The sequence below is a fragment of the Bradyrhizobium sp. 61 genome, from assembly GCF_023073075.1.
In the GTDB taxonomy this organism is placed as follows: Bacteria; Pseudomonadota; Alphaproteobacteria; order Rhizobiales; family Xanthobacteraceae; genus Bradyrhizobium; species Bradyrhizobium barranii.
This window is the reverse complement of sequence record NZ_JADPIU010000119.1, coordinates 125,835-149,568: the sequence shown is the minus strand read 5'-3', so window position 1 is coordinate 149,568 and position 23,734 is coordinate 125,835. Positions and strand designations below refer to the sequence as shown.

The 23,734-nt window shown below is 60.8% G+C and carries 25 protein-coding genes and 1 tRNA gene; 10 read left to right on the top strand and 16 right to left on the bottom strand.

Annotated features, from left to right (window positions below; translation table 11 throughout):
• Both IVB46_RS44525 and IVB46_RS44520 read right to left on the bottom strand, forming a co-directional pair.
• A partial coding sequence (locus IVB46_RS44525; protein ID WP_247346274.1) for an Hpt domain-containing protein occupies positions 1-868 on the bottom strand: 868 nt, incomplete at its 3' end.
• A gap of 195 nt (positions 869-1,063) precedes the next feature.
• Positions 1,064-1,717, bottom strand: coding sequence for a histidine phosphotransferase family protein (locus IVB46_RS44520; protein ID WP_028160240.1), 654 nt, complete (start codon positions 1,715-1,717; stop codon positions 1,064-1,066).
• Positions 1,718-1,887: 170 nt separating this feature from the next.
• Here IVB46_RS44520 and IVB46_RS44515 point away from each other — a divergent pair, with 170 nt between their 5' ends.
• Complete coding sequence (locus IVB46_RS44515) at positions 1,888-2,718, top strand: 3'(2'),5'-bisphosphate nucleotidase CysQ (protein WP_247315146.1); 831 nt, start codon at positions 1,888-1,890, stop codon at positions 2,716-2,718.
• An 8-nt stretch (positions 2,719-2,726) separates the two neighbouring features.
• Here the strand turns inward: IVB46_RS44515 and IVB46_RS44510 are convergent, their stop codons facing one another.
• Complete coding sequence (locus tag IVB46_RS44510; protein WP_247315149.1) at positions 2,727-3,212, bottom strand: YHS domain-containing (seleno)protein; 486 nt, start codon at positions 3,210-3,212, stop codon at positions 2,727-2,729.
• Positions 3,213-3,351: 139 nt separating this feature from the next.
• Here IVB46_RS44510 and IVB46_RS44505 point away from each other — a divergent pair, with 139 nt between their 5' ends.
• The 3 genes from IVB46_RS44505 (at position 3,352) to IVB46_RS44495 (ending at position 5,709) form a co-directional block, all read left to right on the top strand.
• Positions 3,352-3,957: a DUF1134 domain-containing protein gene (locus IVB46_RS44505; protein WP_028151234.1), complete on the top strand. Its 606-nt coding sequence runs from the start codon at positions 3,352-3,354 to the stop codon at positions 3,955-3,957.
• 220 nt (positions 3,958-4,177) lie between these two features.
• Complete coding sequence (locus IVB46_RS44500) at positions 4,178-5,476, top strand: hypothetical protein (protein WP_247315152.1); 1,299 nt, start codon at positions 4,178-4,180, stop codon at positions 5,474-5,476.
• A gap of 158 nt (positions 5,477-5,634) precedes the next feature.
• A tRNA-Val gene (locus IVB46_RS44495) sits at positions 5,635-5,709 on the top strand.
• A gap of 137 nt (positions 5,710-5,846) precedes the next feature.
• Here the strand turns inward: IVB46_RS44495 and IVB46_RS44490 are convergent.
• Entirely contained in the window at positions 5,847-6,764 is a 918-nt protein-coding gene (locus tag IVB46_RS44490; protein ID WP_247346271.1) for a hypothetical protein, read from the bottom strand.
• Positions 6,765-7,085: 321 nt separating this feature from the next.
• On the opposite strand from IVB46_RS44490, the gene IVB46_RS44485 reads away from it, so the two are divergent.
• From IVB46_RS44485 to IVB46_RS44475, 3 genes are all read left to right on the top strand, one after another.
• Positions 7,086-8,528, top strand: coding sequence for a DUF1254 domain-containing protein (locus IVB46_RS44485; RefSeq protein ID WP_247346267.1), 1,443 nt, complete (start codon positions 7,086-7,088; stop codon positions 8,526-8,528).
• Between the two features lie 253 nt (positions 8,529-8,781).
• The gene (locus tag IVB46_RS44480; RefSeq protein WP_247346264.1) at positions 8,782-9,309 is read left to right on the top strand and encodes a hypothetical protein; all 528 of its coding nucleotides are present in this window, start codon (positions 8,782-8,784) and stop codon (positions 9,307-9,309) included.
• Entirely contained in the window at positions 9,306-9,575 is a 270-nt protein-coding gene (locus IVB46_RS44475) for a hypothetical protein (protein WP_247346261.1), read from the top strand. Before IVB46_RS44480 ends, IVB46_RS44475 begins: the two co-directional genes overlap by 4 nt.
• Positions 9,576-9,810: 235 nt before the next feature.
• Here IVB46_RS44475 and IVB46_RS44470 read toward each other — a convergent pair whose 3' ends face one another.
• From IVB46_RS44470 to IVB46_RS44435, 7 genes are all read right to left on the bottom strand, one after another.
• Positions 9,811-10,011: a hypothetical protein gene (locus IVB46_RS44470; protein ID WP_247346258.1), complete on the bottom strand. Its 201-nt coding sequence runs from the start codon at positions 10,009-10,011 to the stop codon at positions 9,811-9,813.
• Between the two features lie 1,155 nt (positions 10,012-11,166).
• Positions 11,167-12,681, bottom strand: coding sequence for an SGNH/GDSL hydrolase family protein (locus IVB46_RS44460; RefSeq protein ID WP_247346255.1), 1,515 nt, complete (start codon positions 12,679-12,681; stop codon positions 11,167-11,169).
• Entirely contained in the window at positions 12,669-12,917 is a 249-nt protein-coding gene (locus IVB46_RS44455; protein ID WP_247346251.1) for a hypothetical protein, read from the bottom strand. The genes IVB46_RS44460 and IVB46_RS44455 overlap by 13 nt, the downstream gene beginning before the upstream one ends.
• Positions 12,914-13,252, bottom strand: a complete 339-nt coding sequence (locus IVB46_RS44450) for a septal ring lytic transglycosylase RlpA family protein (protein ID WP_247346248.1) — start codon at positions 13,250-13,252, stop codon at positions 12,914-12,916. The genes IVB46_RS44455 and IVB46_RS44450 overlap by 4 nt, the downstream gene beginning before the upstream one ends.
• A 138-nt stretch (positions 13,253-13,390) precedes the next feature.
• Positions 13,391-13,732: a hypothetical protein gene (locus IVB46_RS44445; protein WP_247346245.1), complete on the bottom strand. Its 342-nt coding sequence runs from the start codon at positions 13,730-13,732 to the stop codon at positions 13,391-13,393.
• 454 nt (positions 13,733-14,186) lie between these two features.
• Positions 14,187-14,459 carry a hypothetical protein gene (locus tag IVB46_RS44440; protein ID WP_247346243.1) on the bottom strand — a complete coding sequence of 91 codons (273 nt, stop codon included), beginning with the start codon at positions 14,457-14,459 and terminating at the stop codon, positions 14,187-14,189.
• Positions 14,456-15,667 carry a M15 family metallopeptidase gene (locus IVB46_RS44435; RefSeq protein ID WP_247346240.1) on the bottom strand — a complete coding sequence of 404 codons (1,212 nt, stop codon included), beginning with the start codon at positions 15,665-15,667 and terminating at the stop codon, positions 14,456-14,458. Before IVB46_RS44435 ends, IVB46_RS44440 begins: the two co-directional genes overlap by 4 nt.
• Positions 15,668-15,775: 108 nt before the next feature.
• On the opposite strand from IVB46_RS44435, the gene IVB46_RS44430 reads away from it, so the two are divergent.
• The 3 genes from IVB46_RS44430 to IVB46_RS44425 are packed head-to-tail and all read left to right on the top strand — an operon-like array spanning position 15,776 to position 18,455.
• Positions 15,776-17,032: a hypothetical protein gene (locus IVB46_RS44430; protein WP_247346237.1), complete on the top strand. Its 1,257-nt coding sequence runs from the start codon at positions 15,776-15,778 to the stop codon at positions 17,030-17,032.
• Positions 17,020-17,154, top strand: a complete 135-nt coding sequence (locus IVB46_RS45010; RefSeq protein ID WP_256468727.1) for a hypothetical protein — start codon at positions 17,020-17,022, stop codon at positions 17,152-17,154. The genes IVB46_RS44430 and IVB46_RS45010 overlap by 13 nt, the downstream gene beginning before the upstream one ends.
• 5 nt (positions 17,155-17,159) lie before the next feature.
• Positions 17,160-18,455, top strand: a complete 1,296-nt coding sequence (locus IVB46_RS44425; protein WP_247346232.1) for a hypothetical protein — start codon at positions 17,160-17,162, stop codon at positions 18,453-18,455.
• Positions 18,456-18,561: 106 nt separating this feature from the next.
• Here IVB46_RS44425 and IVB46_RS44420 read toward each other — a convergent pair whose 3' ends face one another.
• The 5 genes from IVB46_RS44420 to IVB46_RS44400 form a co-directional block, all read right to left on the bottom strand.
• Positions 18,562-20,298, bottom strand: a complete 1,737-nt coding sequence (locus tag IVB46_RS44420; RefSeq protein ID WP_247346229.1) for a hypothetical protein — start codon at positions 20,296-20,298, stop codon at positions 18,562-18,564.
• A gap of 45 nt (positions 20,299-20,343) precedes the next feature.
• Positions 20,344-20,568: a hypothetical protein gene (locus IVB46_RS44415; protein ID WP_247346223.1), complete on the bottom strand. Its 225-nt coding sequence runs from the start codon at positions 20,566-20,568 to the stop codon at positions 20,344-20,346.
• A 17-nt stretch (positions 20,569-20,585) separates the two neighbouring features.
• Complete coding sequence (locus tag IVB46_RS44410; protein ID WP_247346220.1) at positions 20,586-21,563, bottom strand: hypothetical protein; 978 nt, start codon at positions 21,561-21,563, stop codon at positions 20,586-20,588.
• A 10-nt stretch (positions 21,564-21,573) separates the two neighbouring features.
• Positions 21,574-22,368 carry a hypothetical protein gene (locus tag IVB46_RS44405; protein WP_247346217.1) on the bottom strand — a complete coding sequence of 265 codons (795 nt, stop codon included), beginning with the start codon at positions 22,366-22,368 and terminating at the stop codon, positions 21,574-21,576.
• A gap of 710 nt (positions 22,369-23,078) precedes the next feature.
• A complete protein-coding gene (locus IVB46_RS44400) occupies positions 23,079-23,486 on the bottom strand; it encodes a hypothetical protein (protein ID WP_247346214.1) in 408 nt (135 codons plus the stop codon).
• Positions 23,487-23,734 lie beyond the last annotated feature (248 nt).

The window sequence follows — 23,734 nt, the reverse complement described above, 5'->3', positions numbered from 1 at the left end:
GGCGCTGCAACGGCACCTTGAACTCGGTGTCCTCGTTGCGGCGGGAGATCTCCAGCAGCTGGTTGCGGGTCAGGACCAGCTCGGAGACCATGGTCATCAGATGCTCCAGCGTATCCACGTTGACGCGGATCGACTGGTTGGCGATGCGGTCGCCTTCGGCGGCGCCCTCGTCGGCCATCGACTTCTTCGGCGCGGCCTTTTCCTTGGCGGGCTTCGCAGCTTCCTTGGCGGCGGGCGCGGGAGCTTCAGCAGCCGGCGCGGGCTCGGCCTTGACGACGGGGGCCGGCGCTTCGATCGCGGTCTCGCGGAAGGCGCGCTCGAGCTCGTCGAGCGACACTTCGCCCGGACGCAGCGGGCGCTCCAGGGTCTGATCGATCAGCGAGCCCTGCGTCATCTCCTTTGCGGGCGCAGGCGCAGCAGCAACAGGGGCTTCAGGCGCCAGTGGCGGAGATTCGGCGACAGGAGCAGCGGCCCCAGCAGCCATTGCCGCCATACCCTGCTCGACCATCGCTTCCAGCTTGTCGATGAGATCGCGGTCGGTGCCCTCGGGCTCGGCTTCGGTCGCCTCCAGCCCGGCGAGGATCTCCTTGATGCGGTCGATCGATGACAAGATCACCGTCACGGCCTGCCCGGTCACCGGCATGCCGTCGCGGAATTTGCCCATCAGCGTCTCGCCGGCATGCGCCAGCGCTTCGAGCCGCGGCAGCCCGAGGAAGCCGCAAGTGCCCTTGATGGTGTGGACCAGGCGGAAGATGTTATCCAGGATCTTGGCGTTGTTCGGCTCCTGCTCGAACTTCACCAACTGATTGTCGACGGTGTCCAGGCTCTCGCTGGTCTCCGTCAAAAACTCCCGCAACAGATCATCCATGAAAACAGGCCTTCATACAGGGAGGGCGCGCACGACTTGTGATGCGCCATTTCGGAATGGGGCCAGCTTCACCGCAAAGCGTTTAATAATGGTTGAGTATGTGCAAAAGAACGGAACCAACAAAGAGATAAGGCGCTCCGGACAAGCCGAAGCGCCTCGTAAAGATTCGATTAACGTTTGAGGGCGGGGACGCGCCTACGACGCGGTAACGGTGATGGCTTCGCCCTCGTGCGCGAGCCTCACGGTGAGCCCGCAAGCCTCCGCCAACAGCCGCGTATAATAAGGCTGGATCGCGTGCGCATCCGCGGCCGGGCCGCGCTCCCCGCTCAGGAGCTCGGAGATGTTCTGCGGCAGGCGCGCATTATGACCGGTCGCGGTGACGCGGAAGCTCATGCTCTCGCCCTCGCCGATCGGATCGATCGTCAGCATGCCGCCGCGCGGGATCGTGTGCTGGGAAACAACCAGCATATTGAGCAGCAGCTTGACGCGATTCTTCGGCAGCAGGAGCCGCGGCAGATTCCAAGTGATCGAGCACTTGCCGTCCTCGATATGGCCGCGCGCCATGGTCTGGGCGTCGCCGAGGTCGATCTGCGCGCCGGACGAGCCGGCCGCGCCGAAGGCCAGGCGACAGAACTGGAGGCGGGCGGAGGCGGTTTTCGCGCTCTTGCGGATCAAATCGAGCGCGAACTCGCGATCCTCGGGCTTGGGATCGTCGTCGAGCACTTCGAGCCCATTGACGATGGCGCCGACAGGGCTGATGAGATCGTGGCAGACCCGCGAGCACAGGAGCGCGGCGAGTTCGAGCGCATCTGGAGCGGTAGCGGTACCGGGTGACGAAGCGTCAGACATAAAGGGTTCCTGGAATTGCACGGCGCGGACGCGGCGAATCACGCATGCTTGACGAATGCCGCAGGTTCTAACATTCGCAAGCCCGTGGCAGCTAGCTTGCGATCGGCTCGAAGCGGCCCTAAAGCCGCGGCGAATCAGTCGAGTAGGATGGAATTGCCGATGAATGAGGCATGCAGGTGAAGCGGATCATCGACGGCCCGGCCGCCTCCCACCTGATGGAGCCGCTCACTGCGCTGGTGGTGAAGGCGGGCGAAGCGATTCTCGCGGTCAACCGCGCAGCGATGCGGGTCGACGGCAAGCAGGACGGCTCGCCGGTCACCGAGGCCGATCTCGCCGCCGACCGCATCATCGCTGACGGCCTGGCGCAGCTTGCGGGCGACGTGCCGACGTTGTCGGAAGAGCGGACCCAGCTCGCCTCGCCGCCATTCCGCGACAGCTTCTTCCTGATCGACCCGCTGGACGGCACCAAGGAGTTCGTTGCCGGCCGCGACGAGTTCACCGTCAACCTCGCCCTTGTGACCGAAGGCGTGCCGTTGCTGGGCATCGTAGCCGCGCCCGCGCTCGGCCTGCTCTGGCGCGGCATCGTCGGCCGCGGCGCCGAGCGCGTCAGGTTCGACGGTACGAGCATCGGTGCTGCCGAACCGGTCCGCACCCGCACGCTGCCGACGCAGGGCGAGCCCTGGATCGCGGCGGTGAGCCGTTCCCATGGCGACCTCAGAAGCGAAGCGTTCATCGACGGCCGGCCCAATGCGGTCAGGAAGACGGTCGGCTCGGCGGTGAAATTCGGCCGGATCGCGGAGGGCAGCGCCGACATCTATCCCCGCTTCGGACCCACTTGCGAATGGGATGTCGGGGCGGGCTGCGCGGTCGTGACGGCGGCCGGCGGCAAGGTCACCGACGGCAAGGGTGGCGAGCTCCGATTCGGCCAGCGCGGCGACACCGGCTTCATCATCCCGGAGTTCATCGCCTGGGGCGATCCGCGGGCGGCAGGCAGCTACTGACTGAGCTGTTATTGACTAAGCTGTTCCTGGAGCGCCGGCCAGCGCTTGCGCACCTCATAGAGGAAGCGCTCCGGGTCGGCGGCGAAGGCATCGCGGTTGGCCTCCCGGCTGAACAGATAGAGCCGCTGCGCCGAAATCACGTAGAAGCGGGGATTGGCGGCGACGGCGACGCCGCGGGCGATGTCGGCCGGATCGTAGCCGCCGAACTGCGGTCCATAGATCTCGGGATGGGCCAGGAAGGACGCCCGGTTGCCCTCGTTGCGGAAACGCCAGACCGCGCCCCAGAGGTTCGCCTCGAACTCGGCCGTCCCCTGCACGGCCGCGCCATCGACGAAATAAGCGACGGGGTCGAAACCCTCGATCGCCACGCCGCTGAAGCGGTTGACGACGATCCGCTCGGTGGTGGCCGCCTCGGCCGGCAAACCTGCGCAGGCGATCCAAATGCCCGCCAGTAGGCCGACGAGGAAGCGGATCAAGGCGATTCCGGGGCGCAAAGGGCTATCTTCCTGCCGTTGTGCCGTCATAGTTGCTGCGGATAACATCCGAGTCGAGGGGACATCCGGCGCAACCTAGAGCCGTGCCTGTTGGCGTCAGGTTAAGGAAGCGGCGGGATTCGATACCAGGGGTTCTTTTATGACTTTCGCATCACGCCTTGCTGCGGTCGCGCTTGCCGCGCTGGTCGGCTGGATCGTCCCGGCCTCCGCCCAGCAGCCGCCGCCGCCCAATTTGCCGCCGCCGCAGCGGAGCCCGTCACCCAGCACCTATGGGCCGGACGAACTCGTGACCGCCGGCCACCGCTTCTTCGGCAACGTCTCGCGCGGGCTCGCCTCGATCATCGAGAAGGCCGTCAGCCAGTGGGGCCTGCCCAACGGCTATATCCTGGGTGAGGAAGGGTCCGGCGCCTTCGTTGCCGGCCTGCGCTACGGCGAAGGCACGCTCTACACCAAGAACGCCGGCGACCTGCGCGTCTATTGGCAGGGCCCCTCGCTCGGCTTCGACTGGGGCGGCGACGGCGCGCGCACCATGACGCTGGTCTACAACCTGCCCGCCACCAACGCGATCTACCAGCGCTTCGCCGGCATCGACGGCTCGGCCTATATCATCGGCGGCTTCGGCATGACGGCGCTCACCGCCAACAACATCGTGCTGGTGCCGATCCGCTCGGGCCTCGGGCTACGGCTGGGCGCCAATATCGGCTATTTGAAATTCACCCCGCGCGCGACCTGGAACCCGTTCTAAAGCGCGATCGCGCTTTAGATTGTTGTTCGAGCATGATCTTTCCGGAAAGCCGCTGCGCACTTTGCGCTGACGCGGCCCTTCGGGCCCGGATCATGCTCTAGGGCTCCCTCCTCCGGTCCAATTCCGGATTCACGTTAACAACAGGGCGGGGCTGGCTTTTTGCCGGCCCGCCATGCATTGTCTTTGGTAAATTTTTCCTTGCTTTCGGAGTTCTGGCCCCATGGTCGAACCGATCATGTACCTGGCGATCGGCTTCCTGCTCTCGATGCTGTGCGGGCTTGCCATCGTGCCGCTGGTGCATAACCGCGCGGTCCGCCTGACCACGCGACGGCTCGAGGCCGCTACGCCCCTCTCGATGGCCGAGATCCAGGCCGACAAGGACCAGCTCCGCGCCGAATTCGCCATGTCGGCGCGACGGCTCGAGATGAGCGTCGACCAGCTCAAGAACAAGACCACGAGCCAGCTCGCCGAGCTCGGCAAGAAGAGCGACGCCATCAACCGCATGAAGATCGAGCTCGGCGAGAAGAACGCCACGATCTTCGCGCTGGAGGCGCGCGAGAAGGCGGTGAAGGAGCAGCTCCGCGCCACCGAAGAGGAATTCAACACCAAGACCGACGCCCTGCGCGCCGCCGAGAATGCGCTGACCGACAAGCAGGGCGAGCTCGCAAAAATCAATTCCGAGCTGTCCGACCGCTCGATGATGGCGGAGAGCCGGCAGGTCGAGCTGGTCGCGGTGCGCGCGCAGATCGAGAACTTGAAAAATCGCGTCGGCGACGCCGAGAAGGAATTTGCCGCCACGCAGGCGCGGCTGGCGCAGGAGCGGACCGAATCCGAGACCGCCTCCCGCGAGCTCGGCGATGCGCGCGGCCGTGTCGAGAATCTGAGCCAGCGCGTCACCGAGCTCGATCGCCAGCTGATCGTGCAGGTCAAGGAGGCCGAGATGCTGTCGGGCCGCGTCGCCGATCTCGAAGGCCGCCTCGCCACGCAGGGCAAGCTGCTCGCCGAGCGCGACTACGAGAACAACCAGCTCCGCCAGGCCAATGAGGGCAATGACCGCACCATCAAGGAGCTGCGTGTCGAGATCGCGGGCTTGAGCGGCGGCAAATCGTCGGCGGCATTCGAATCGCTCCGCTCGGAAAAGACCGCGCTGGAGGAGCAGCTGCGCACCGCGCGCGACGAGCGCGCCAAGCTCCAGCGCGACATCAACGCGATCCAGCAGCAGGCGGAGAGTTCCTGGGCGACCGAGCGCATGGAGAATGCGCTGCTGCGCGAACGCATCAACGACATCGCGGCCGAGGTCGCCAAGCTCGCGATGCAGCTCGAAGGCCCGAACTCGCCGATCGAGGCGCTGCTGGCGGCCGAGGCCGGCCAGCCCCCGAAACCGGCGCCCCGCCCGGCCAATGACGCCGCCGGCAATGGCGCGGCCGCAATCACCCTGCCCGAAGGCGGCGGAACGCTCGCCGAGCGCATCCGCGCGCTGCAGGCCCACGCCTCCCGCGCCCGCCAGCAGGGCGCATAAGCGGCCCAAACCACGGTTTCGCCTGCGAATTGCGTGATTGACGGAAGGTTTTCCGGCCTCGAGGCGCCTGGAAACTTGACACCTTTGGCCCGCACTTCTAAATCGCGGGCTCCGATGTGCCGGCCGGCCGAAAGTCCGGCCGTCGGCATGATGGTCCCGGGCGCATAGCTCAGCGGGAGAGCGTTCCCTTCACACGGGAGAGGTCCAAGGTTCGATCCCTTGTGCGCCCACCACCAAACCCCCTGAATTTATAGGTATTTTCGCCGTTTCCTGTTTTCTGCCTTTCGGCAGTTGTCGGCATAAAATGGCAGAACGAAGCTGCAACAACCGGGGAAAAACCGGGGGGTGTGTTCATGCGGTGTTCTGCCTATCAAGTAGCGCGGCTCTCCTCCTCGTCGTCCCATTCCAGCTCAGAAAGCACCTCACCCTCGATCGTGCAGTCCGCGCCAAATAGCCCCGAGTGCTCCGTCAGTAGCCGCCGCACCGCATTTTCGGCGTCCCCCTTGGAGGCGCAACGTTCCTGGAAGGTGGCCTGCGTCTCCGCGGTCCGACGGATGGCATCCCATCGCAGGATGTGAACCAAAGCATACCAGATGCCACGTCCCGTGCGGCGTCGCACTAAGATCTCGTGATGCCGATCTGCCGCTTCTGCCACAGCGAGCCAGAACGGTCTTTCGACTTCGCTCTTTGCATTTTGTCGCGCCTCATACGCTACGCCCTTCAGGGACGGTTCGCCTAGCCAAACCAACCTGTTGTCGATGGTCGAGATGCTCGAGTGAATCTCGCGAATAGCTTCGCGCGCGTCAGAGGTCATTTGCGGAGGCCTGGCAGCGGTCCCCTTAGCCCTTTCTACCTTGGGCGAGGCTACGGTCGTTCGGCCCCAGATGTCATCGCTGATAAGATCGAGATCCTCTTTCGATAACGTCCAGCGATTTTCGCGCTCCCATTTTTCTCGATTGAGCTTTGGGGCCAGGTCGACGACTTTACCCGGCCGTTTTCGAAGAGCCGCTTCCAGCGCAAGTCCTGTATCGAGAGCGGCAAAACCTGAGGCGACGAGATCTCTGTGGACTTGTCCGCTTTCATCGAACCTCAAAAAGCTGCCAACCGATCGCTCAATACGGAGCGGCTTGCCGTTGTCCGCTTCAAGAATTATGTCGGCAACCTTTTGTTTTGTGCCTGCATATTGCGGCATGCTGTCCTTACCGTGCACGAGACCCATCATCACGCGCTGTGAAATGCGTTTAAGACCGTCTTCGGCAAAGAGGTAAAACCGAATGGATAGGGCCATGTGCAAGCTTTATGAGCAAAGGGAGACATGGTTTATCAAGACAAGGATCGACGCAAGCCTCTAGAGCTCGGAAATTTCCGACATCTTCGCTGAGCATCGAGGAACGTCGCCAGTGTACTCGCGATGTCCGCTTATTCGGCCACAGCGGCGCAGAAGCCGACATTTCGCAACATCCGAAAATAGCAACAACGGACCTCGGGGCACGCTTAGGGTTGTCCGGTTTTCCATTGTCAACCACCGCGGCAGGTGCGAAACTTCTCAAATCGATGTGCGAGCAGCAGCTGCGCGCTTGAGCACAAAGAACTGGAAGGACTGCGGAAAATGTTTACTAAACGCGATCTTCTTCGTTCGGCCGCCTTGGCTGCCATCACTGCATCGACGGCGAAGTCCGTCCCCGCGTACGCACAGACCAGCGACGACCGCCCAGGTTTCTTCAAGGCAAAAGACATTGCCGAGGCGGGGTTCATCTACGGCCTGCCTATCGTGATGAACTATGCCGTCATGCATGAATACGCGATCGATCGGAGTTCTGGGCAGTTCAAGGCACCGTTCAATCAGATCAAGAACGAACCTAACGTCTTCACCTACAAAGATACGGCAATCGTAACGCCAAACAGCGACACGCCCTATTCCTTCGCGTGGCTGGATTTGCGGGCGGAGCCGGTGGTGCTCTCGGTGCCGGCAATCGACCCGAAGCGCTACTACTCGGTGATGCTCTGCGACGGTAATACCTACAATTTCGGCTATATCGGCACCCGCGCCACAGGGAGCGAAGCCGACGACTACATGGTGGTCGGGCCCGACTGGAAGGGCGATACCCCGGCGGGCATCAAGCAGGTGTTTCGTTCGAGCACACAGTTTTCCCTTGCGGGCTATCGCACCCAGCTTTTCGGCCCGGATGATCTCGACAACATCAAGAAGGTGCAGGCCGGCTACAAGGTGCAGATGCTATCGGCCTATCTGAAGCGGACGCCGCCGCCGGCCGCGCCAATCATCGACTTCCCGAAGGTCGACAAGGAACTCGTGAAGACCAACTTCTTCGATTATCTCGACTTTGCGCTGCAATTCGCGCCGGCGCAGGGTAATGAGAAGGAGATACGCGCCAAGCTGGCACGCATCGGCGTCGGGCCTGGCAAGACCTTCAGCTTCAAGGACCTCCCTCTGGAGCAGAAGCTGGAGATCGGCCTTGGCATGAAGGAAGGCCAGCGGAAAGTCGACGAGGCCGTCGCCAATGTCGGCAAAACGATCAATGGCTGGCGGGTTAGCGGTCTTCCAGGCGATAGCGCGCACTACAATGGCGACTGGATGAAGCGTGCCGTCGCCGCTCAGGCCGGCATTTATGGGAATGACCCGGCGGAAGCGACCTATCCGTTCACGCGCGTCGACAGCGATGGTCAGACGCTCGACGGCAGCAAGAACGGTTACACCCTGACATTTGCACCGGGCCAGCAGCCACCAGTGAACGCGTTCTGGTCGCTGACGATGTATGACGGCAAGTCCCAGCTCCTGATCGAAAATCCCATCAACCGCTATCTGATCAACTCGCCGATGCTGCCGAACATGAAAAAGAATGCGGACGGATCACTAACGCTCTACATCCAGAACAAGTCGCCCGGCGCTGACAAGGAAGCAAACTGGCTGCCGGCGCCGAACGACACGATCTATCTTGTCATGCGGCTCTACTGGCCGAAGATCGAAACACCTTCGATCTTACCGCCGGGCGAAGGGACATGGCAGCCGCCCGGCATAAAGCGGGTCGCATAGAGCGACGCAGAGAGCGGGCACGAGCACCGCGCTCGAGAATCTCAGTCCGCCGGCTTGAAGTCATGCAATGTCGCCTCAGGGTCAAAAGCGTCGTTTTTGGCTACGGCCCGCGCACTTCCGGTCTGCACCGCCAATCGGACGTACTCGGTGTAGGCAGCCTCTTCGCAAGGGGCGGAACGAGCGCTGAGACGCGCTACCATTTAAGCATGAGTGCGCCGCCTATTGACCAACCTCTTGGGGCTGACCTAGGCCGGTGCGCAAGGCGCAGCGGCTGGCTCATCATCCGGTGAGCGTCTATCCTCTCGCCATGACCAATGATGCCGCCCTCACCCGCCGCCGCAGTGACAATCCGCACGAGGAGACCTGGCACGTCTATTTCGACGATGTTCGTGTCGGGACCATTAGCGTGCGCGCTGGCGTGCCTGTGCAGGCTGATCAATGGGGATGGGCGGTAGGCTTTTATCCTGGCATGGAGCCAGGCACTGGCCGAAGGGGCATAGCCACCACATTCGAAGCCGCGCGCGAGGCCTTCGAAGCCGCATGGACCGAGCTACTGCCCACAATCCCCAAAAGTGCCTTCGCCGAATGGCGCTGCGATCGCGCCTCGCGGGCTGAGGTTGCAGCCAAGCGCGCGCGGGGCGAGAAGCTCGACAGTGAGATCAGAAACACGCTCATGCGCTGCGTCTGCGGCACCACATTTGACAGCTGGAATCCGGCTGAGAGCTACCCTCACCGCGCACATATCACCGCCGCGCAGGCGGCTAATGGGACACGCCTATGAAGCACACCGAAGAACGACCCTATGCTGACCCGGAAGCGGCCGCGCGCAAGCTCGTCGAGCTCGCGGCCAGCGTCGAGGCTGTCCAGGACGGTCGCATCTACATCGAGCGGATCAACGCGCCGTTCATGTTCAATCTGAAGGGCAGCGGCAGTGAGTTCGGCGCCGGGCTGAAATACGCGATCGAGCGCGGCTGGTTATCGAAGCACGAAAGCGGCACTTACGTGAAGCTGATGCCGCCCGGTGAAGATCTGCTGTCTCGCAAATAGGACGAGAAATAAGCCCCCCACTGGGGAGACCTACTTCGCGTCGGTTGTGAAATTTTCGGGTGGCCGCCTCTTAAGGCTCCAATACCCGCCCAACGCGCGCCACTCGAATACGATGACTATGATGCCGATCAGCGCGGTACCGAGTCCTGCCATAATCAAAATCGTTTGGAGCATCGAATCACCTCGTGGCGTGTCGATGTTCCTAAGTATCAAAGTGAACATTTGTTTCGAAGTCTTATTTGGGCGGCTGCAAGCCAGGCGAGCGCAGCCAGTCAGTTATATGGGCGCCGATCTCGGCGATTCTGACTCGCTTTAGGAGCGCCTCGCGCTCGGCCCCAGCCGGCAACCGATCGGCCATCGTTTTGAGCTTGGCGGCCTGCTCGGCCATTCGTTCTTCAAGGGAACGGGTTTGCTTCACTCTGCGGCGCTCTCCCATGGCGCGGCTCCTTGAGCAGTTAAGATGACTCCAAAACGAGGAAAGGTAAGAACAGTTCCCACACTAGAACGAACTTAAGCCACCGCGAAATTCGAACAGGGCGCCCATTACGGCGGCCTCAATGCCTGCGCCGTTCGACCTCGAATGTGAATTTGAGCTGGAGCACCGGACCGCTGTCATCGGACTTCAATCGACAGCTGTCGGCTACCGCCCCCAGCGCGGACGGCATCTCGAGCCATATCGGCCATTGAGCGAGCCGCCTCTTCTTGCACCTTCTCTATGGTCGAGAGTTCCAGACCTTCCTCATCCGGAAAAATCTCGTCACCCTCTCTGAGATCAAAATAGTACCGTCTCATCAGACCAGAACGACGCCGACCTCAAATTGTTCTTTTCGTAAAACAGGCCACGCCCAAATGAAACTAGGCGGCTGGGGCCGGAAGCAGGCCGGCACCTACCTCTGCTCGTTCCTCGAGAGGGAAGCTAGTCTATCCAGTTGGCCGGCCAAACCCACATAAGTTCGGGCAATGTTTTTCAGGACGGCGGCGCGATCCTTGGAAATACCGATCGCGCCGGAAAGACTCTTGTAGTGGTCAGCATGTTCTTGGCACTCAGCAATGTTGATCAAATGACTCAACCTTCTTGTTGCCCGCGCGGGTCATAGGAGCGCTCCCCGCTGGCTTGCCTTATACCATGTTAGCCCCCGTTAAAATCAGTCTTATGACACTGGTGACACTGGGTTAAATACGGACAGCGCCCCCTTCAGCTCGGAAAGGAACCAAAAGTGCGGGCGAATATTTGAGTCGTCGCTGGCTCGCTGCCAGAGCTGGCGGAGCGGCCCCCGGCTTACCCCCTTGACCCCCCTGGAGCCGGGGCCGTCTCTCGCCCTTGTCGTATCGGAATAGCGTATGCGTTCCTCGCCCTCGATCGTGCCGGACGACCGCCTCGACCGCGACATCTATCTAGTGCTTGACTACCACAGCTCGTTGTTACAACTCCCAACTCAATGTAGTGCGATGGTCGTTCCGGAAGTCCGTTGTGGGTCAGAAGCGGCGATTTCTGATTGAGCAAAGAATTTCTACTTAGACCCCAAAAGCCGACGTCTGCTCCTTTATGAGTGCACGCCCTAATACGGAAAGCACCTGAGGGAGGCGCCAGCTAGGCAATTTCTAGCGGTTTCCGGACCGCCTCGACCAGCGCGTATCCCGCTGCCGTCAGATGAATGCCGTCAGGCAGGAAATAGCTCAGGTCGGCCGTGTTCTGCAGCTGCGAGATGGAGCCGATATCGGCAACCACGTAGCCGTTCGCACCGGCGCCGCCGGTCAGCAGCGAATTATAGTAGTTTCGGCAATCACCCCTGAAATTTCCCGCTCCGACGTTAAAGTTAGTGCGCGGGAGGATCGTCGATGTGACGATCTTGGTGAACCCAGCCGCCTGCGCGGCCACCACATACGGCAGGAAATAGTTGTTGTAGAGGTTCTGTGCAGAGACCGTGTTGCCAGTCTGGGCATCGGCAACGCTGGTGTAGGTGATGACGCCGATATCGTTGGTCGGGTCGATGATGTGGAGGACATTCTTCGACTTCGTCACGTCGGAGAGAGCGAGCACTCGCGCGCGGTTCGTGTAGGCAGTGGCCAGCGTCTGGCCGGCCAGCCCCATGTCGTAATATTCCCACGCGCGAACGTCACCTTGCGGCCCCCGGCCAAAGCCCCCCTGCCAGCCTGCGCTCTGGAGCGAGGCCGCGCCGACGCCACTCATCAGCGAATTGCCGTCCTCGACGAGACGGTAGGTCCAGTTGGTGTTGCTGGCGCGATCTGGATTGAACGAGGCGTTGAGCGCGTTCTCGACCACTAGGTTTGCCGCCGCGGCATCAGCCTGCGCATAGATCGCGATGCAGAAGACATCGTTCTGCGAATTGTACTGGTTGTTGAGCGAGCTCTTGCCGAACCGCATACCCTGGATCGCCGACGAAGAGATTGCCCCCGTCGCAAACGTCCGCTCGACGCCATCGAACCGCGCTCGGACGTTGGAGCCGCCGCAGACCGTCGTGATTGCCTGCAAATGGCTACGCGGGAAGAACGTGTTGAAGATCAGGCTGCCGAAATTCACACCGAGGCCGCCGCCGGAGCCGAGCAGGAACGAATTCGAGGTGGCGAAGCCGGTATCGGAAAATCCCTCCCAAATGAGGTTCTGCTGGTTGGGACAGTGATCGACCATCATCATGTAGACGCTGACCGCCTGCCGGTCGAGGCCAGCCAAGACCGGCGTGTCCAACCATTTGGCGACGGCACTCTGCGGCCAAGTGTCGAAGGTGATCGGTCGGATACCCGCCCATTCGTTCAGCGCGGAGAAGATCGGCCGGTTGGCGTCGGTAGCCTGGACAAGATCCATGCCGTTGCCGGATTGGTCATAGACCTTGGCGATGGTCAGAGCAGAGCCGGCCGCGAAGGTATCAGCCGCCACCTTGTCCACGACATTCCCGGCGAAACCAATGTCCAACTGCGTGCTGTCTAACGCGCGCTGCACCCTGATGCAGCTTCCCGTCCAGCCCGCCACCTTCATGACGGAGTAAACCGCCTTCAGGTTGGTGGCCGGGACTGAGATTGCGGCCCTCCCCACTCTCCCAAGGTGAGTGAGCAAGAGCTTTTTCGGAACATTGATCACCGGGGACACCTCTTGGCTGTTGCGATTGCTTCCTCGGAGACGCCATCCGCGCGCGCCCTGCTCTCTGCCGCCTTCTCACTGCCCGCTAGGTAAACGGCGCGCTTGGCGACCCAGCAGAAGGCTGCGGATGGCGCTTGGCGCTGGCCGGCGACTTCAGCGGCACCGACAAGGCCGGCCGCTCCGAGCAGCAGCACGGCTGCGATCAGCCCAGCGGCCAGGAAGACCTTGGCGTCATCCCGGTTCATTGGACTGAAACTCGTGCCGTTCCGCCCATCCCCAGCGCCCTAGCCGCGCCGTAGGAGAGGTCGACGCACCGCCCGCGCACGAATGGCCCGCGATCGTTCACACGAACCACGACGCTCCTGCCGGTCGCCAATGAGGTAACGGTGAGCATCGATCCGAATGGCCGGGTTCGGTGTGCAGCGGTCATGGCATTTGGGTTCATCCGCTCACCCGATGCCGTGCGGCGGCCTCCGTAGCCATCCCCGTGGCCATAATGGGAAGCGATGCAGGTTTCAGCTCGAGCAGAAGACGCAGCGCAGGCGAACGCCAGCGCCGCCAACAGTAGGCGGAGTTTCATTATGATGCTTTCGGTTTGGTTAGATCGGTAGCCGTGCGGGGATCGTCAACAACAGGATCAGCACCGCGACCAGGGCGAAAATGGCCATGACCGTTAAGATCAGGAAGAGTGCGGCGCGGCGCTTGACGTGCGGCATTTCTACTTTGCGAACTGAGTTTCGTTGAACCGCGCCATTACGGCGCCGTGACGATCAAGCCCCTGATGCAGCTTGCCGAGATCTTCACGGATCAGGAGATTGTCTTGCTCCATGTTTCCTTGCCTGGTCGCTAGCGCGGCCTGCCTATCTTCGACCAAGGAAAGACGCCGATCGGTGTTTTTCAGGTCGGAGATGCTTGTCTCCACGTTCTTCACGCGATGGTCTATGACATCGATCTTACCGATAATCGTGGAGTTGTTCACGTCGATCTTGCCACCCAATTTGACGACAAAAACCGTAATTGAAATTATGTTGCCGATGACTGCGACGACGCCGACGACCAATGAGACGATAACCCCAGGCTCCCACATGCGATTCCAACTCAGTTTCCGTTCAACAAGTCATCAACAGGATCACGCAGTGCCGGCGGCAACTGTGGCGGAGCTGGCTGGGCTACCTGCGCCGCGATGTAGGGCACAGGCTCTATCGGCCTTGGTGCGATGAACTTCTCCTTGATGCGCCGGATAATACCCTTCTTCTTCGGAGACGTCACAGGGGCGCTAACTACCCTGCCCTCGATCGAAGCTGGCCGAGCCGCTGGTCGTTTCCAGTTGCATCCGCTGACGCCGCTTTCGACGAAATTATCGGCCACGTCTTGATCGTACTGCGTCTTTCCGCGAACCGCATAAGGCGGGCGCTCGAACACACGACATTCGCCGCCGGCGACTGACCCGACGGTCGGCCCATGTGCACAGCCGCCGAGCGAAACTCCGACACCAACCGCAGCGATTATAAGCCTCAGTAGCATTTGCCGGCCTTCTGGTCCCAATGCTTGCCGGAGTCCCGGCAATTTTTCCAAACCGCGCGCGCCTGCTGAGCACGGCCGATGGCCCTGGAGTCCGCAGCAGCGATGTCAGAGATCGCCCGGTCGTAACCGTTGCGATAAACCTTGTGGTGCCAGACTCCGTATGCAGCCAGGATTCCCGCCACGAGCCCGAGCCCGACAGCGATCTTGATCAGGAGGCTAGATCCCGAGAGAGCAGCCGCGCCGAGCTTGAGATATTCAATCATTGGCGGGCTCCGCTCTGCACCTGCGCGGTGATCTTGTTGACGCCAGATCGGGAGTTGATCGCGATAAAGACGAACAGCCCTCCGATCGCCAAAGCCCAGACGGCGCCGGGGACGCCAGACAGGTAGCCCCACGCCGTATGCAGGAAGCCGCTGTCGGTCGGGATGTCGTCTTTGTGGTCGGTGAAGAACTCCCACGCCGAGCCGACGGCGTTGCTCAGCCAGTCCCAGATAGCCGTCAGGAACGACACCACGGCCGCCCAGGCAGCCGCCCAGAAGTTTCGCTTCACAGGGACCACCTCAGGCGCGACCGCCTCCACGGTCTTCGTATCGGCCGCCTTACGGGCATCAGAGACGGGCCGCTTCCAACCCTCGCTCTCAGCCCGCCCCAGCTCAGCCTTGATGGCCTCACGGACCCGGTTGAAGGCGTCAAATGATGCCGGGATTGGGATCTTCCCACCGCGGTCGTTGATGAAGCCAGCGACCGCGCCGGACGTCCCCGAGCCCCAAAGGCCGTCAATGACGCCCGGGCTGTAATTGATCGCTTTCAGGCGCTTCTGAACCGAGAAGAGTTCGGGATCGCCGGTAGCGATCGTATCGACGGTCAGGGCCGCCGGAGCCGGACTATCGTCTTCGAGCTCGTCGGCCGGCGCCCCTGTTACGGGGTCCGCAACCAGCCTCTGCGCCACACCAAAAACCGGCGGCGGAGATTTTGGCTTACGGCCCCCGTTGTCGACGGCCTCAAAGTGCATCGGGTCCTTACGACCCGAATACCACCCTCCCCACATCCAGCCCTGACGACAGAATGCGTCGATGACGAACTGAGGCATGTTGCCCTTTGCGTAGAGGCCGTTCTCCTCAGCGTTCAGGTCGATGGCAGCTGCATAAGCGTGATTCGACCATTTCGTTTTCGAACCGCGGACCATGCGATGGTTGTAGGCGCCGGCATATTTCGAGACGCCAGCCGCGTCGATTTTTGCCTGGTCGTGCTGGCAGTAGTCCCAGATCTCATTGAGGGCAGCGAGCAACGCGGGGGCCGCCTTGTTGTGGAACTGGATCGCCTTGACCCGCTTGCCCTCGTAATACATCGCGAACGGCGGCACGACCGGCACTATCTGCGGCGCAATCTGCCCCTTGCCGGGATCCCCATAGAAGGCGTTCCGCGCCGCTTGATTGTCCTTGGGCCAAATTGCTGCATTCGACTTTGGCATGATGGATCTCCGCCAGAACCGCACTGAGGCGAGTTCAGGTCTACCGTGGGTTGCTCGATTAGGGGTTGTGGTGATAAGAAGACACCCTTTGGGGCTGGGTGACGTGGAATGTGGTCAAGCAGGAAGTTCGTTGGGAATCATGGCTTTGCCTTCCTGCTGGCCGCCACGCTTCTAGTCTTCACAGTTCCTCAGGCTTACCGCTCCTATGCCGCGTCCTCGGGGCTCCCGTTCTTTTGGACGACTAGCAAGGTCTGGCTCGAAAGCGCGGAGTGCGCGCAAAAAACCGGCAAGATCCTCGTAATCTGCCGCGACGATAAGGTCTTACCGATCGCTGATGGCTTTGGTGGCGATGACCTGGGCCACGCCCTCACGCTCGAGCTGATCACTATATTGACCGGCAAGGTGCCAACTCCCGCCAGCATCTCCACCCTCAATACGGCGGTTAACTATTTGGGCTTGGTAGCCTTAGCCCTTCTGCTTTTCTCGATCGGGATGCCGCTCGGTTCTTTCGCGCTGCTTACGGTCGGGACGCTCATCGCGAATCAATTTCACGCCCTCTCGCCGCATCCGTCTCAGTTCGGCGCCGCATGCTTTGCAGCCATTCTCCCGATAGCCATCGTGGCAAACCGGAAGTGGATCGCCGCCGGCTTACTCGGACTTGTCGCCGCCCTCATGCTCCGCGAATCCATCGGGATGATGGGCGTAGTCGCGTCGCTGTGCGCCGTCGTGGCGGCACGAGATCGCAGCAAACGGGCAGTGAGCTTGGCAATGGCCATTGCCATCATCGCGACCGCTGCAACGCCCTATGCGCTCCTCAGGGCGAGAGATGCCGCCTATAACTTGCCGCCGCCGACGAAGCTCGAAAGCCACGGGACATGGGCCAACCTGTACATGGGCCTCGGAGCCGTCGAAAACCCCTTTGGCATCGAGTGGAGCGACTTCAGCGCCATCGATGCGGTCAAGGCCGTTGATCCAAGCGTCGAATACCTCAGCCCCCGTTTTTACGAGATCCTCAAGGGGCTGTATTTCAAGACAGTTTTTGCTCATCCGCTCGATGTTGTGAGCGTGTATTTCCGGAAGCTGCTGGTCACGCTGCACACGCCAATTCTCTACGACTTGGAGATCTGGCACACGCTGCTCTTCGTCGTGATAGGCGCCTTTTTCGTCGGCCTCGGCCAGCCCGTCCTACTGATTTTCTTCGCCTTCATCGCAATGTTCTTGGCACAAGCAACGCTGTTCCACTTCCACATGCAGTACCTGTTTCCGATCAAGCTCTTTGTTCTGATCGCCGCCGCCAGCGTGATGGAAGCACTCGCCAAGCGCGTGCCCCAATTCCAGAAAGCAGCCGGCCAATGGACGCAGTGAACAGCTTCTACAGCTTCTCAAAAACCGAGCCTCTCTACTTCTGGTCCGTGGTGGCGATCATTGTGATTTTCGCCGTGACGAACGTGGTGATGATCGTCAGAGAACTGAAACGCTCTCGTTGACAATCATGGGAACGATCAGGACTTACATCGCACTCGTATCGTTCTTTGGCTTCTACTTCGCTCTTATCGTGATCGGCAACCTTCTGTACTTCACCGATCTAGGGCCCTTGATTGGTCAGCGCGGCGTTGCCGGGTTCTCAATTCATAGCTTCGCGCATGCTGGATCAGCGGGTTATTGGCTACTGCTATTTTTGCCATTCATTCTGACGCCGCCGATCGCCGTTCTGGTTCGTTACGCGGCCAGCCCGTTGGTCAAACTTGCTATAGTCCCCTCTTTGCCAAAGTCGGCCTATGCCATTTTGATTGCGGCTCTCTACTCCTATGCCGCTCTTTCGCTTTGGCGTGCCGACGCCTGGCATCTTCTACTAAACGCACAAGACCATGTCAGCGCGGTCGAGAACCGCTTTCGCCTGTTCGACCTGCTCGGCTTTTGGCCCCTAGTCGTCATCAAATCCGTTCTGTTTTCGATGTCGGTCTATGGGCTACTCGAATCGCTAATGCAGAAGCATCCATTTTGGAAGATCGCCACTGCGTTCAATCTCATAGCAATGCCCGCCATCCTGATCCTGCTCAACATGAAATGGCCCCTGGTGCTATTTTACGTCGCGCACTTCATCGCGATCCTTATGTTCGCCAAGCGCCCTTTCTTGCCAGCGATCCTCTTTGCGACGATGACCTTTGTCAGCTACTTTCTAATCTCTCTTATGCTTCTGCGTGTGACGGCTGGGCCCGCCACAATCGCCGTCAACGAAATATCGCGACCAATCGCGACTCCTACCAAGCAGGATGCACCGAAGCAGGAGACCGTCGATCGCGTAACGGTTGGCGATGGACTGTTTTTATCCGCAAACGCTGTCATCAACCGAATGGCGCAACCCTTCCCCTTCTACTTCGAGATTTTCTCGCAATCCCCTCATCAATGCGGCTCATTGCTTGGCCGGATTCTTCGCCGGCAGTCCCCGTGCCAGCCAAGCAACGTCGTCTACGCAGCGATGTTTTCCGATAGGTTTGCAGGAGAAGGCACCGCCCCTCAACCGCCGCATGTGACTGGGTTCGCCATTCAAGGCTGGAGCGGGGCTCTCATAGAAATCACGCTAACTTCGGTTGTTCTCGGACTCTTCGCAGCCGTTTCCGGGGGCACCGGGGCTCTACAAGCGACAATCTCAGTCATGGGCGCGGTCACCGGCTATTTCTATTCTCAACTGCCCTTCGAAGGTCCGATCATTTATGATCACGGCGTACTTTGGTGGGGAGTCCCACTCCTCTTGTACGGGGTATATGCAAGGGTTGCCACGAAATGAAGATACTACTCGCTTTGGCCTTACTCGCGTCAATTGCGATCTTCTTACAAATTTTGAACATCGACGATTGCGGACTTTGGCATCAATATTGTTTGGTGCCCTGACTTTAGTTGATCACGCGCGAGCTGACCCAACTTGAGCCGATCGTTCCGTAAACCCTCGTCACGGTTACGTTGTTAACGTTGGCGGTGTTCGAGAGATTTCCTCCGACCACGCAATTAAAGACAGCGCGCGTCAGCCAATCCAGTGAAAGCGTGCCCATGATACCAGTCCAGAAAATATCATCATTTGGCGCCGTGCTGTTTCCGGCGCAATTGACACACACACCCGAAGACGTTGTGCCGCCCGTGGCGTCGGCGAAAACGTTGCTGGCATAGCAGTGCTGCACGCTCAGCAGTAGAATCGTATATTGAGCAGCGCCGAAGAAATGGCAATTTTCGAGGAACACACTGCGGTAGCTCTTGCCGCCGGTACCGCCGACGCCGCCCGTGTTCACAGTGCCATTGATGTGCAGGCTCGCGTTCACGCCGTCGCCGCACGAAACGTAGATGTTTCGCAGGCGCAGGATACCAATATTCGCGGCGTTGTTTGGGAGGATAGCCGAAAGGGCGGAGCCACCGGACGTGCCGGCCTTGGCTGCGAATTGAATATCGGAAATCGTCCCGCCCCAAGCCCCGAGGGAAATCATACCCTTGTTGGCATCTGCTTCGACATATCGCTTGTAAAAAACGGTAGGCTGACCGCCACCCTGCGAACCCCTGATCTCGATGATGAACGTCGGCGACGTGATCGCGGCATCGAGCAACCACTGTCCTGACGGGACCATCATGTTGGCCTGCTTCAAATTGCAATAGGCCATGCAGAGGTTGATCGCGGCGGCGCAATCCGGATCGGTGTCGAGGTTGGCGACGGCGGCAACCGCACCGAACTGCGCGACGCTGACGAACCTCGACACGATCCCCGTCAATTCCCAATAGGCGCCGTCCGCCGAATGGATATAGCCGGAATGGCCGGGGAGACTGCCGACGCGCTTGTAAATCGCACCGGTCGCGATGCTGCCGCCGCCGTCGCCGACCGTCGTATAGCCGGCCGTCGTGATGTGCGTAACCGTGCCGGGAATGTTGGCTGCGATCGCCGCCGTTCGCGTCGCGAAATTCATACCGTAATTGACGGCGGCTGCCGCGGCCGCTGCCGAGCCTGAAGCGGCCGAGGCGCTCGACGCGGCCGATATTGCCGCCGCTTGTGCATCCGCTAGGATGGCGTTCCCGTCGATCGCAGCGGCAACGAGCAACTGATAATGATCGGTCACCCAGCACATCAGCGCCGCGTTGCCCATGATCAGCGAGCCGGAAGTCAGATTGGCGTTCAGCGCGTTTTTGATCGCGACGGTGGATCCGCCGTTGACCGCAATCGTGGTTGCGCTCGTGTTGTTCGCGGTAGGCGTCAGCAAATAGAGATGCTGGGCCGGATTGACCGGCGAAATCGGCGCGGTGGCCACGATTGCGTTTCCGGTGCCGCCCGTCACGGCTAGCGGAATGATGGAAATTTGCAAGTCGCCAATGCGAGACCACGAGCCCGAGCCGGAGGTGCCGGACTTCACATAGATGCCGTTGTTGGCCGCAGTGCTGTCGGCGTAGACCATCGCCAGGGTGTTCGCAGAGTAGAGCAAACTGGCGTCGAGCGCGGCCTTTGTCGCAAAGCCGAGACCGAGCTGCGCGAGCATCGACTCCAGCGTCGAGCCCCATTGGCTGACATCGCGCTTGACGGGCTGATGAGGGCCGCTCGCCGGCACGCCGTCGGTTTCATAGTCGCGCCAGATTTCGGATGCTTTGAGAATGGCCAATTGGTCGCCCTTTAGGTTGTCTCGATGATTCCGGTAATGACGAGATTAAATGCCGCGCAAATAGATGAGATCGAATGGCGGCTGCCCGCTCCAATCGAACGAGTTCTGCTGCTGGACTTCACCGTCGGTAGAAATGATCTGCTCTACGTTGGCCGGATTTGGACCGTAGCCTAAGAGTAGCCGGTCACCGGCTTTCACATCGGGCGCACTCATGGGACCTGGACCTTGAACACCTTGCACTGTGACTTTGACGAATCCGAATTGTGACATGATTAGTGCGCTCCTAACTAAGTTGTCTCGATCGTGCCGGTGATGACGACGGTGCGACCCGTCGCAATGATGGTCGTGTTGTCGTATTTCGCGATTGCCACCTGTGACCCGATGGTCTGCCAGTTGCACTGATAGCCGATTGCGACCACTTCCTTGCCGCCGCCGGCATGCGTCGTCGTCGGCGTGAACGGCAGGTCGAACAGGATATTGCCGGCGGCCGTGCCGGCGTTGGTGATCGTGATTGTTGCCGTAAAGAACGCAGTTTTGCCGATCAGCTTGTAACGAAGCGAACAGCTGACGGTCGTGAACGCGGGAACCGACGCCGTCACAGTCGGCGCCGTCACAGTCCATGCGCCTGTCAAGGTCGAGACCGGGAGCCCGCTGTCCTGCAAGGCCTTGCCGCTCGTGCCGTTGTAGGTCGCGAGATTTCCGGAGGTCGCCGAGGCCGGGCCGGTCACCGCCCCGTCGATATTCGTTTGGATGACGGACCAATTGGCGCCAACCGTCGCCTGGTTGCCGGAGGCCGTGCCATCCGTCAGACAAATGAACATGTCGCCGGCCTCGACGACCACGCCCGACGCGCCGCCGATCTTTCCGGCAACCGACACGCGGTAGGTATGGCCGCGATCGGCCGCCGGATAGTTGGGATTGCCGGAACAGTCGGTAACGCCCTTGAACACCATCGCGTCCTGCGCCGCGATCCGCGCGTCGGCGTAGGCTTTAACGGCCTTCTGACTGGCGATGCGCGTGTCGCTGTTCGCGGTAAGCGCGACATCGGTATCGATGACATTCGCCGCGAAGCTGGAGGTCGTCAAACCGCTAATGACGTTCGACGCCGCGTCGATCGTCTTGTTGGTCAGCGTCTTTGCGACCGTCGCGAAATAACTCGCGATCGAGGAGATCAGGATCCCGAAGTCATCGGTCGCCGTCTGAGCGGCAACCTTTTCGGTGCCGTCGACAGCCTTGTCGGGATCGTCCCAGATGTGACCTGCCATGCAACGCCCCTTAGTTTTGCCGCACGAGAACGGTGTCGTCGTGTCGCCGGTAGTAGGTGCCGTCCTGGCGGATCAGCGCCGGCGTCGCCGCGCCGAGCGCGGCCAGCGCGTCCCGATCGACCAGTTTCCAATTGAACGTCACTTGCCCGGCCAAAAGATCGACCTTGGCCCTGTCCTGGATTTCGACGACGCAATCCTCGAGGCCGGCGACGTCGGGAAACCGCACGGGGATCCAGCGCCGGCCGAGATAGCGCAGCCCATAAAGATCGGTCACGAACGTTCCGCCGCTGGCGTTGAGGCGCAACATTGCCCGTTCGGCCAGCAAATTCGCCTGCCAGGCATCCTGAACCCAGGAGAGGTCGAGCGGCTTGGCCCGCACCTCGCCGATCCGCGAGATCAGGTCTTCATCGCGCACCGAATCGATCTGGTCGGCGACATAGCCTGCCGCCGGGTTGGTGTATGTAACATCGAGCTGATTGACCAGCTCCTCATAAGCGATGCCGCGGTTGATGCTCCATCCCAGAATGTGCTTTGCGGTCAGCGGCGCATTGATCGGCTCACGATAGACGCCGACCGTCAACGACAGCGTGCCGTCGCCGGCCTCGCACAGCCAGCCGTCGCAGCTCGCCAGGATCTTGTTGATCACTGATTCCGGCGAGTTGTCGAAACGATAGAAGCCGGCCGAATAATATCGACCGTCGCAAAGATCCGCCTCATCCATCCATTGCGCGAGCGTCGCCGGCGGCAGGATGTCGTCGATCTCGAGTCCCATGCCGCCGTCAGGCTCGGTCAGGTAATCGATCAATTGCAGAACTGGATTTGGCGAGGCGCGCCAGGTCGATCGGTTGTCCCGCGACTGCGTGGGATCGCGCGGATCCCAAATCGGCGCGCATTTCGCGAGCACCGACGGCAGCGGCAACCCTTGCGGATAACGCTTGGTAAAAACGGATGGATCAACTTGGCTCTGGCAATACATTGCCAGGCAGGCAATTCCCTTACCTGCAAAATCAGACGTCCAAACGCCGCTCGTGTTTGAGGCGTTTATAACCCCGTTGACGTTCTGCGTGTCGTATCCATAGAAGGCCTGCACAGTCACGCAATTCAGAAACGCATCGGCGCCGACCGACTGCACCACGCAGACCGCGTCATGTGTAAGAGCCGGGATTGTACTGACCGGCTGATCGTGCAGATAAAGTTGCAGAACTGATTCAATGGGACCGCTATGAAATGCAAGCATGTCCTGCGAGTCGCCGCCGGCGCCCAAAAACAGCAGATAGTATCCGCTAAGCCGTTTTCAATTTGAGATTCGCTTACGCCCTTCCGGCGCATTGCCTCCGATTGGGTCTGGAGCTGCCGTCTAAGATAGCGCTCGGCCGCGTCCGGCCGCATCGACACCGCGATCACCGCCTGTCGCTCGATAAACGAGAGGCGGCCCCGGAGCGGAAAGGGAATGACGCGTGCGCTCATTGGTCGATCGCCCCCTCCAGGCTGGGATCGATCCAGAGCGCCAGCGCCTCAACCCACTTGGCGCTCTTGATCCCGCAGGACAGCAAGCGTCGGGCTATGAAACGCCTCGTCATTCGCCTCCAGGAGGCGTTCGAGCCGAGATATGCGGTCGCGAAGCTCTTGAAGCTCATTTGTGCCTGCGTCATCACGGCGCTCGGCTTTGGCCATAGCGCGCAATTGCTCAACTTCTGAGGCGCGAACGCTTACGCGCTCATCGCGGTACCAAATGTCCCTGACGCGCGAGTCCGACCATCCTTTTAGGCGGCGGCTCAGACGTCGAAACACCGCCTTAACGCTCTCATCCGCTGCACGCTCGCCTGCGATGTCTCGCAGCAACTGCGCAGCCTCGGTCAACGTTGACTGACGCCCCACGGTCATTTTCTCCTCCGACGATCTGTCGGACTTTTCCGATCGCATGTGTGCTCTCCTGTTTCGTGCCAAGAAGCACACAGGCGATCGATACGCGTTACACCTACTCACACTCTGCTCGCGGACCGTTCAGTTTTGCCGACGTCGGGTCCGCGAACGTTTATTCGGCGCCGGATTTCTCCGTCGCGATCGAGGATTGTTCGGATGAAGACGAGACACCGCGCGAAGCCTCCCGAGCATCGGCCCCGGGACATTGATCAGCTAGCGGCGATAATTCGGTATCGGGCGTGGGACGC